At 66.3% G+C, this 8,375-nt stretch carries 6 protein-coding genes; 4 read left to right on the top strand and 2 right to left on the bottom strand.

Going from position 1 to position 8,375, the window contains the following annotated elements:
• Positions 1–373: 373 nt before the first annotated feature.
• A complete protein-coding gene (locus tag JNG39_RS18900) occupies positions 374–1,975 on the top strand; it encodes an AAA family ATPase (RefSeq protein WP_368313520.1) in 1,602 nt (533 codons plus the stop codon).
• Positions 1,976–2,029: 54 nt separating this feature from the next.
• Positions 2,030–2,662, top strand: coding sequence for a rhomboid family intramembrane serine protease (locus JNG39_RS18895; protein WP_368313519.1), 633 nt, complete (start codon positions 2,030–2,032; stop codon positions 2,660–2,662).
• Here the strand turns inward: JNG39_RS18895 and JNG39_RS18890 are convergent.
• Positions 2,651–3,388, bottom strand: coding sequence for a glutamine amidotransferase (locus JNG39_RS18890; protein ID WP_368313518.1), 738 nt, complete (start codon positions 3,386–3,388; stop codon positions 2,651–2,653). The genes JNG39_RS18895 and JNG39_RS18890 overlap by 12 nt on opposite strands.
• Positions 3,385–5,199, bottom strand: a complete 1,815-nt coding sequence (locus JNG39_RS18885) for a GspE/PulE family protein (protein WP_368313517.1) — start codon at positions 5,197–5,199, stop codon at positions 3,385–3,387. The genes JNG39_RS18890 and JNG39_RS18885 overlap by 4 nt, the downstream gene beginning before the upstream one ends.
• Before the next feature lie 67 nt (positions 5,200–5,266).
• Here JNG39_RS18885 and glyQ point away from each other — a divergent pair, with 67 nt between their 5' ends.
• The gene (gene glyQ / locus JNG39_RS18880; protein ID WP_368313516.1) at positions 5,267–6,181 is read left to right on the top strand and encodes a glycine--tRNA ligase subunit alpha; all 915 of its coding nucleotides are present in this window, start codon (positions 5,267–5,269) and stop codon (positions 6,179–6,181) included.
• Positions 6,171–8,315 (top strand): glycine--tRNA ligase subunit beta, encoded by a 2,145-nt coding sequence (glyS, locus tag JNG39_RS18875; protein ID WP_368313515.1) that lies wholly within the window; start codon positions 6,171–6,173, stop codon positions 8,313–8,315. Before glyQ ends, glyS begins: the two co-directional genes overlap by 11 nt.
• Positions 8,316–8,375: the final 60 nt, after the last annotated feature.

The following is an 8,375-nucleotide window of genomic DNA, read 5'->3' as shown; positions in this document are numbered from 1 at the left end:
AGAAGTGAAACGCGCATGCGCCGATGGTAGTGTGGCTCAAGCCATGCAAGAGTAGGTCACCGCCAGGGGCTTTATCCAAAAACCCGGTCTCGTTGAGGCCGGGTTTTTTCTTTACCCGCTCCTGTGCCCAACGGGCACGACCCGCAACAGGTCACCGCCAGGCGCTTTATCCTAGAAACCCGGTCTCGTTGAGGCCGGGTTTTTTCTTTATCCGCTCCAGTGCCCAGCGGGCACGACCCGCCACAGGTCACCGCCAGGCGCTTTATCCTAGAAACCCGGTCTCGTTGAGGCCGGGTTTTTCTTTGTACTACCGCGTCGGGATTCCTTATCGGCCTCCAATCCTTCCCCGCGATCAATCGGTTACCCTAAGCCCATGTACCTTGAGACCTTTGGGCTGCGCGAATCGCCGTTCGGCGAAACACCGGATCTCCGCTTCGCGTGCCTGTTCACGCGCGAGCGCGAGATTCTTGCGCATGTTGAATACGAACTGGGCTCGACGGCTACCGGAGCGATGTTGATCACCGCAGAGGCCGGCATGGGTAAGAGCCTGCTCTGCATGCTGATCGAGGCCGATGCGGCGGACCATGGCGTAACCGCCACTCGCCATACCGCGGACGATTACGCCCAAGGCACGGTCGCCTGGCTTCGGTCCATGTATGCCGGATTCGGTCTCCCGTTGCCTTTGAGTGCCGAAGCCAATACCGAAGACCATCTCGTCGACGGTCTGGCTGCCGGACTGGGGCGCTTGGCGCACCATGTCGACAAGCGCTTTCTGCTGATCCTGGATGATGCGGACGCGCTTTCCGACAGTCATCTGGATGATATCGACCGTCTGATGGCGGGATGCGAAAAGCAGGGCACGTCGTTTCACCTCGTGCTGTCGGGCGCGCCGAGTCTTCGCGACCGCCTATCCGCCCACGACAAGCCGGCGCTCGCGGACCGCATTCGTAGTCGCTTGCCTCTGGCCGCGCTCAATGCCGAAGAGAGCGAGCGCTACGTCAGGCACCGCCTGCACGTCGCGGGTACCTCGCGCATGCCATTCAGCCGCCTGGGCCTGCGGAGTCTCAGGGACGACGGCAAGGGCAACCCGCAACGGCTCAATGCGCTGGCCCACCGGGCCCTGGAACGGGCGGCGGAGCGCGGCGAGCAGTCGATCGGCGAGCGCGCCCTGGGCTTCGTCGCCCGTGAGGTGCTCCCGCAGTATGCCCGCTACTGGCTGCGTCGCTACCGCAAGGCCCTGCTGTTGGTGGGCGGCTTGGCCATCCTCTTGTTCGTCGGCGGAACCGCCACCTGGTTCCTCTCCGGCCGCAGCCCCTCGCGGCCGAAGAACCTCGTTACCGCGACACCCGATCAGGCCTTGGCGAAATTCAAGGACGCGTTGCCGCCTGGGGATATCGGCAAACTGCGCGTATGGGGCGAGTTACTGGCACGCTGGCAGGTCACGTCGAAGGAAACGTCGGTGACCAACGCGATCCATTGCGACGCGACCATCTTCCCCGGACTCGCCTGCGTCAGTGGGAGAGGTTCGCTTGACCAGCTCCGTCGCTTTGATCGTCCGATGGTGCTGGAGCTCGACGAAGCCAACGGCAATCAGCAGGTTTTGATGGTAGGCGTGGGCGATGAAGCCGTCAGGCTCTACCTTGGCGGCAAATATGTCGAGCTTACCCGCGACGCGTTCTCGCACATATGGAACGGCCGGTTCTATGCGGTCTTCCGCATCGATCCCACCGTGCCGGCCAAGCTTTCGCGGGGCGACAGCGGTCAGGGTGTGAGCTGGCTGCTATCCCACCTGCCGCCGGGTGGCAGTCCGAGTTCAGCCGTCGGAGCATCGTTTGATCGCGCCGTGGAATCGCGCGTGCGGAGCGTGCAGGAACGTTTCGGTATCGCCGCCGATGGCGTGGTCGGGCCGGAAACCATGTTCGCGTTGTCGTCGCTGGAAACGGAAGGCCCGCACCTCGCACGCGGCGTGCCCTGAGCCATGTTCGTTCACGTGGATACCCGCCGCCGTTCGCGGTTGTGCTGGGCAACGATGCTGGTCGTCGTCGTGTGCGTCGTCTCGTTCGTCGCCCTGGCCTTGAGTGGCCGCAGCGAGCGTATCTGGATCATGCTGCATTGGGGGACCGTTCCCGCGCATCTCTTCGCCGCCGGCCTTCCCCTGTGGGAGCAGGTAAGCGACCCGGCGCTGCTGCGCCTGTTCACCGCGATCTTCATTCACGGCGGTTGGCTGCATCTCTTGAGCAACCTGCTGTTCCTGGTGATCTTCAGCCTGCCCGCCGAGCGTAGCCTCGGCTCACCGCGCTTCCTGCTCCTCTTCCTGCTTGGAGGCATCGTGGCCAATCTCATCGGTGCGATTTCGCTCACCGGCGCGCGTGTGGCGATCATCGGGTGCAGTGGTGCGGTATCTGCCGTGGTCGGTGCCTACGTTACGTTGTTTCCGCGCGCACGCCTGGGCCTGGTGGTGCCGCTCGGTCTTTATCTCGAATTCGTGCGCGTGCCCGCCTTCGTGCTCATCGGCATATGGGCCTTGGTGCAGTTGCTCTTCAGCTATGCGGGCGCGAGCTACGGTGCCGTGGTGTGGTGGACCCACATCGGAGGATTCCTGTTCGGCATCGTCTTCGCCCTGGTATCTCGCGGAGCGATCGAACGTCGCCTACGCGGGTGATGGCTCGCGGGCCATGCCCAGGTGCTCACGCACGAAGCCACGAAGCAGGCTCGTTGCCACGGGCGTAGCGGTGACGGCGGCCAGCAGCGCTTCGGGCTCGTGGCCTTCGTCGCGAAGCACGTCGTGCTTGCGGCGGATATAGGCGCGCATCACCTCGGCCGAAAATTCCGGATGGAACTGCGTGCTCACCGCATGCTTGCCATATCGGACCAGGTGATTCGGATCGCGGTCGGACCAGGCGATCGTCACCGCGCCGGGCGGCAACTCGAGCACGCTTTGCTCGTGCGTGGCATGTGCGTTGAAGGTGTCCGGCAGGACGCCGCCCAGGGGATCGCCCGCGGCGTGAGCATGCGTGGAGAGTTTCACGGTCCCCATTTCACGGCCGCCGGGTAAGTAATCCACGCGGCCGCCCAAGGCATGGGACATCAACTGGTGCCCGTAGCAGACGCCGAGCATCGGGAGATCCACATCCATGGCGGCGCGGATCCAGCCGGCGGTGCGCTCGCTCCAGGGCAGGCGTTCGGTGACCATCGACGCGGATCCGGTGATGACGGCACCCGCGCATTCGGACGGGGGCGGCAACGCATCGCCGTGTTCGACGTCGACGACGCGGATACGGGGACTCTTCAAACGGAGGCCGAGCTGGAACCAGCGAGGGAAATCGCCGTGGCGCGCGCTGATGACGTCGGGCGCGCGGCCGGTGCGAACGATAAGGACGGGCTTCATGCGGGTAGTGCGTCGTCGATGTCCGAGGGCGGAAGCACGTTGAGTACCTCGCGCACCGTAGTGAGGCCGGCGGCAACCTGCGCCGCGGCGGAAATGCGCAACGGCTTCATGCCTTCGCGCAAGGCGATGTCGGTGAGCCGGGCGAGATCGAGCGATGCGGTGATGCCGCCACGCACGCGCGCGGACAACGGCATCATCTCGTAGACGCCCGTTCGGCCCAGGTAGCCTGTCTTACGGCACTCCAGGCAACCGACAGGCTCATAGACCCGTGTGGGCAACGACAGTTCCCAGCCATGGGTGAGCACTGACCAGGCGTCGGCATCCTGCTCGGCGGGACGCTTGCAATGCGGGCACAGCGTTCGGACCAGACGCTGTGCCACGATGCCGGCAAGGGTGGACTGGATGAGGTAGTGCGGCACGCCCAGGTCGAGCAGGCGGGTGATGGCGCTGGGCGAGTCGTTGGTATGCAGCGTGGACAACACCATGTGACCGGTCAGCGAGGCCTGCACTGCCATCTGCGCGGTCTCGAGGTCGCGGATCTCGCCGATCATGATGATGTCGGGATCCTGTCGCAGCAACGTGCGCACGCCCGCCGCGAAGTCGAGGTCGATCGATGGTTGCACCTGCATCTGGTTGAGTTCGGGCGACACCATCTCGATGGGGTCTTCGACCGTGCAGACGTTGAGTTCGGGGCGTGCCAGGTGCTTGAGCGTGGAATACAGCGTCGTGGTCTTGCCCGAACCCGTGGGCCCGGTCACCAGCACGATACCGTGTGGCCGCTCGACCATCGATCGCCAGACGCGGGCTTCCTCGTCGGAGAATCCGAGCTGGGAGAAGTCCTTCATGACGAGGTCGGGGTCGAAGATACGCATCACCACCTTCTCGCCGAAGGCGGTCGGCATGGTCGAGATGCGCAACTCCACCTCGCGCCCACCGGCGGATCGGGTCTTGATGCGGCCATCCTGCGGGCGCCGTTTCTCGGCGACGTCCATCCGGGCAAGGATCTTCACGCGCGCCGTCACCGCGGTGGTGACCGGCGGCGGCAGCTCGAACACCTTCTGCATCACGCCGTCGATGCGGAAGCGGATCTGACCCGCGTCGCGCCGTGGTTCGAGGTGGATGTCGGATGCGCGTTGTTCGAAAGCGTATTGCAGGAGCCAGTCGACGATGTGCACCACGTGGCGATCGTCGGCGCCGACTTCGCCGCCCTTGCCCAGTTCGACCAGCTGCTCGAAGTTGATGATCTTCGACGGCTCGTTGCCCTTGGCGTCCTGCGCGAGCTGGATCGAGCGCTGCACGCCATAGAATTCGAGCAGGTAGCGGTTGATGTCGATGGGGCTCGCCACCACCCGGCGCACGTCGCGTCGAAGCATGTGGGCCAGGTCGTTCGCCCAGGCCGTGTCGAAGGGCTCGGCCGTGGCGAACACCACCTCGGACGGGGAGGCGCTTACCGGCAGGATGCGGTGGCGTTGGGCATAGGCGCTGCTTACCACCTGCGTGACCTGGGCCACGTTGACCTTCATCGGGTCGATCTTGAGGTAGGGCAGGCCGGCCTTGCCGGCGAGCCATTCCACGAGGCCCTCCAGGCTCAGGGGGCGGCCCGGATCGCGCAGGTTGTCCAGCCGCGCGTTGGCGATCAACACCAGGGGGTTCAGCTCGATGGCCGTCTTGCCGCCACGCGCACCCGCGCGGGCCCGCTTGGCATCGTCGCCGCTGATAAAACCGTCGACGACGAGCGAGGCGAGTACCTCTTCGAGTTCCAGCCGCCCGCGACGCCCCAGCAGTGACCCCGATTGCGGATTGACTGCCATGGCCAGGCGATCCCTCATGAAAGACGACGCCGCTATACTAGCCCGCTTTCTCAAGGACCCGGGAACCATGTCCGCGCCCACCTTCCAAGACGTGATCCAGACCCTGAACCGCTATTGGGCGGAGCAGGGCTGCGTGCTGGTCCAGCCCCTCGACACCGAGGTCGGCGCGGGTACGTTCCATCCCGCCACGTTCCTGCGCTCGCTCGGACCCGAACCCTGGGCCGCCGCCTACGTGCAGCCCTGCCGCCGACCTACCGATGGCCGCTACGGCGACAACCCCAACCGCCTGCAGCACTACTACCAGTACCAGGTGGTGCTCAAGCCCAACCCCGACGACATCCTCGAGCGCTACATCGGCTCGCTCAAGGCGCTGGGCATCGATCCGCTCGTGCACGACCTGCGCTTCGTCGAGGACAACTGGGAATCGCCCACGCTGGGCGCCTGGGGCCTCGGCTGGGAGGTCTGGCTGAACGGCATGGAAGTCACCCAGTTCACCTATTTCCAGCAGGCCGGCGGCCTCGAATGCCGTCCCGTCACGGGCGAGATCACCTATGGCCTCGAGCGCCTGGTGATGTACCTGCAAAACGTCGACAGCATCTACGACATCGTGTGGACGCATGCACCGCACGGCGTGGTCACCTATGGCGACGTGTTCCACCAGAACGAGGTGGAGCAGAGCACCTACAACTTCGAGCACGCGAACGTGCCCGAGCTGTTCCACTGGTTCGACGTGTGCGAGGGCGAGGCGGGAAAGCTGATCGCCGCGGGCCTGCCGCTGCCGGCCTACGAGCAGGTCTGCAAGGCCAGCCATGCGTTCAACCTGCTCGACGCGCGCCGTGCCATCAGCGTCACCGAGCGCCAGCGCTTTATCCTGCGCGTGCGCACGCTGGCCCGCAGCGTGGCCGAGGCCTACGTGGCCCAGCGCGAAAAACTCGGTTTCCCCGGCCTGAAGAACAGCAAGGAGGCCGTCCATGGCCGATAAGCGCCTGCCGCTCGTCATCGAGCTCGGCACCGAAGAACTGCCGCCCAAGGCGCTCGACGATCTCGCCGCCGCGTTCGCGCGGGGCATCGTCGAAGGCCTGGAGAAACGTGGCGTGGCCGGCGATTACGCCGCGGCCCGGACCTACGCGTCGCCGCGACGCCTCGCGGTGCACATCCCGGGCGTGGCCGTGGCCCAGCCCGAACAGAACGTGGAGCGCCGGGGCCCCGCCGTCGCCGCCAGCCTCGGTGCCGGTGGCGAGCCCAGCAAGGCGCTCATCGGCTTCGCGCAATCCTGCGGCGTCGAGGTCTCCGCCCTGGAGAAGCTCGAAACCGACAAGGGGGCATGGTTCGTGTTCCGCGCGGTGAAGCCGGGCCAGCCGACCGCGTCGCTGCTCGCCGAGATCGTCGGCGAGTCGCTGAAAGCGCTGCCGATCCCCAAGGCCATGCGTTGGGGCGATCGCGACGACACCTTCGTGCGCCCGGTGCACACGTTGCTGATGCTGCACGGTGCGGAGATCGTCGAAGGCGAAGTGCTGGGCGTGAAGAGCGGCCGGCTCAGCCAGGGCCACCGTTTCCACCACCCCCAACCCGTTCACGTGGCCGACGCCGACAGCTGGCTCGACGCCCTGCGCCAGGCGAAGGTCATGGCCGATCCGGCGGAGCGTCGCGAGCGCGTTCGCGCCGAGGTGGCGCGCGTCGCCACCGGGGGCGGGCCCCGCCTGTCCGACGGCCTGCTCGACGAGATCGCCAATCTCACCGAATGGCCGGTCGGCATCGCCTGCACCTTCGGCCGTGAGTTTCTCGATGTCCCCCCCGAAGCCCTGGTCACCACCATGGAGACGAACCAGAAGTTCGTTCCCGTGTTCGACGGGAACGGTCGCCTGACCGAGCATTTCATCGGCGTGGCCAACATCGAGAGCCGTGATCCGGCGGAAATCCGCAAGGGCTACGAACGCGTCATCCGCCCCCGCTTCGCCGACGCCAAGTTCTTCTGGGACGCGGACCTCAACGCGCCGCTGGCCGACTATCAGGATGCGCTGAAGAGCGTCACCTACCAGCAATCGCTGGGCAGCCTCTGGGACAAGACCGTCAGGGTGGCCGAACTGGCGCGCATCATCGCCAACCGCGTGGGGATCGACGCCGGCAAGGCCACCCATGCGGCGGCCCTGGCCAAGTGCGACCTGCTCACCCGCATGGTCGGCGAGTTTCCCGAGTTGCAGGGCGTGATGGGACGTTACTACGCTACCCGCCAGGGTATCGACGTCGACGTGGCCGACGCCCTCGACAGCTTCTACCAGCCGCGTTTCGGCGGCGATGCCATCGCCTCGGGCAAGGTGGGACAGGTACTCGCCGTCGCCGAGCGTCTCGATACGCTGGCGGGCATTTTCGCCGTGGGGCTCAAGCCCAGCGGCAACAAGGATCCCTTCGCCCTGCGTCGCGCGGCGTTGGGCCTGGCCCGCACCCTCATCGAGGGCAACCTGGATATCGACCTGCGCGCCACCTTTACCGAAGCCTTCGAGCTGGTGCCCGAAGCCGCGTTCGTGGCCGGGGTGAAGCCGGGCAAGGACGGCAAGCCGCCGGTGGTCGACATCGGCGCCCGCCGGCGCGAACTGGGCGACGAGGTGCACGCCTTCGTACTGGAACGCTTGCGCGGCTACTACACCGAGCAGGGTTTCAGTGTCGATCAGTTCGAATCGGTGCTGGCGGTGGCGCCGGCCACGTTGCCCGATTTCGATCGCCGCCTGCGTGCGGTGGGTGAGTTCGCCCGTCGCAGCGAGGCGGCGAGCCTTGCCGCCGCCAACAAGCGCGTGGCCAACATCCTGCGCAAGCAGGCCGAAGAGGCCGGCGCGTCGGCGATCCCGTCCACCGTCGATGTCGCGCATTTCGAGCTGGACGCCGAGCGTGAGCTCCACGCGGCGTTGGGCGAAGCCCGCCGCGATGCCGAAGGGATGTGGCGAGGGGGCGACTACACCGGCGCGCTGGCGCGCCTGGCGGCGCTCCAGGCGCCTGTCGACCGCTTCTTCGACGATGTGCTGGTCAATGCCGAAGACCCGGTCGTGCGTGCCAACCGGCTCGCGCTGCTGGCGCAGCTCAAGGCGACGTTCGGCGAGATCGCCGACATCTCGCGTCTCTGACGCGGGCAAACCGGACGCCCCGCGCCATGGCGGGGCATCCGCGGCCCGGCATACCCCGGT

It is taken from the genome of Luteibacter sp. CQ10 (assembly GCF_040900725.1).
GTDB lineage: Bacteria > Pseudomonadota > Gammaproteobacteria > Xanthomonadales > Rhodanobacteraceae > Luteibacter.
This window is presented reverse-complemented; position numbering and strand designations above follow the sequence as displayed.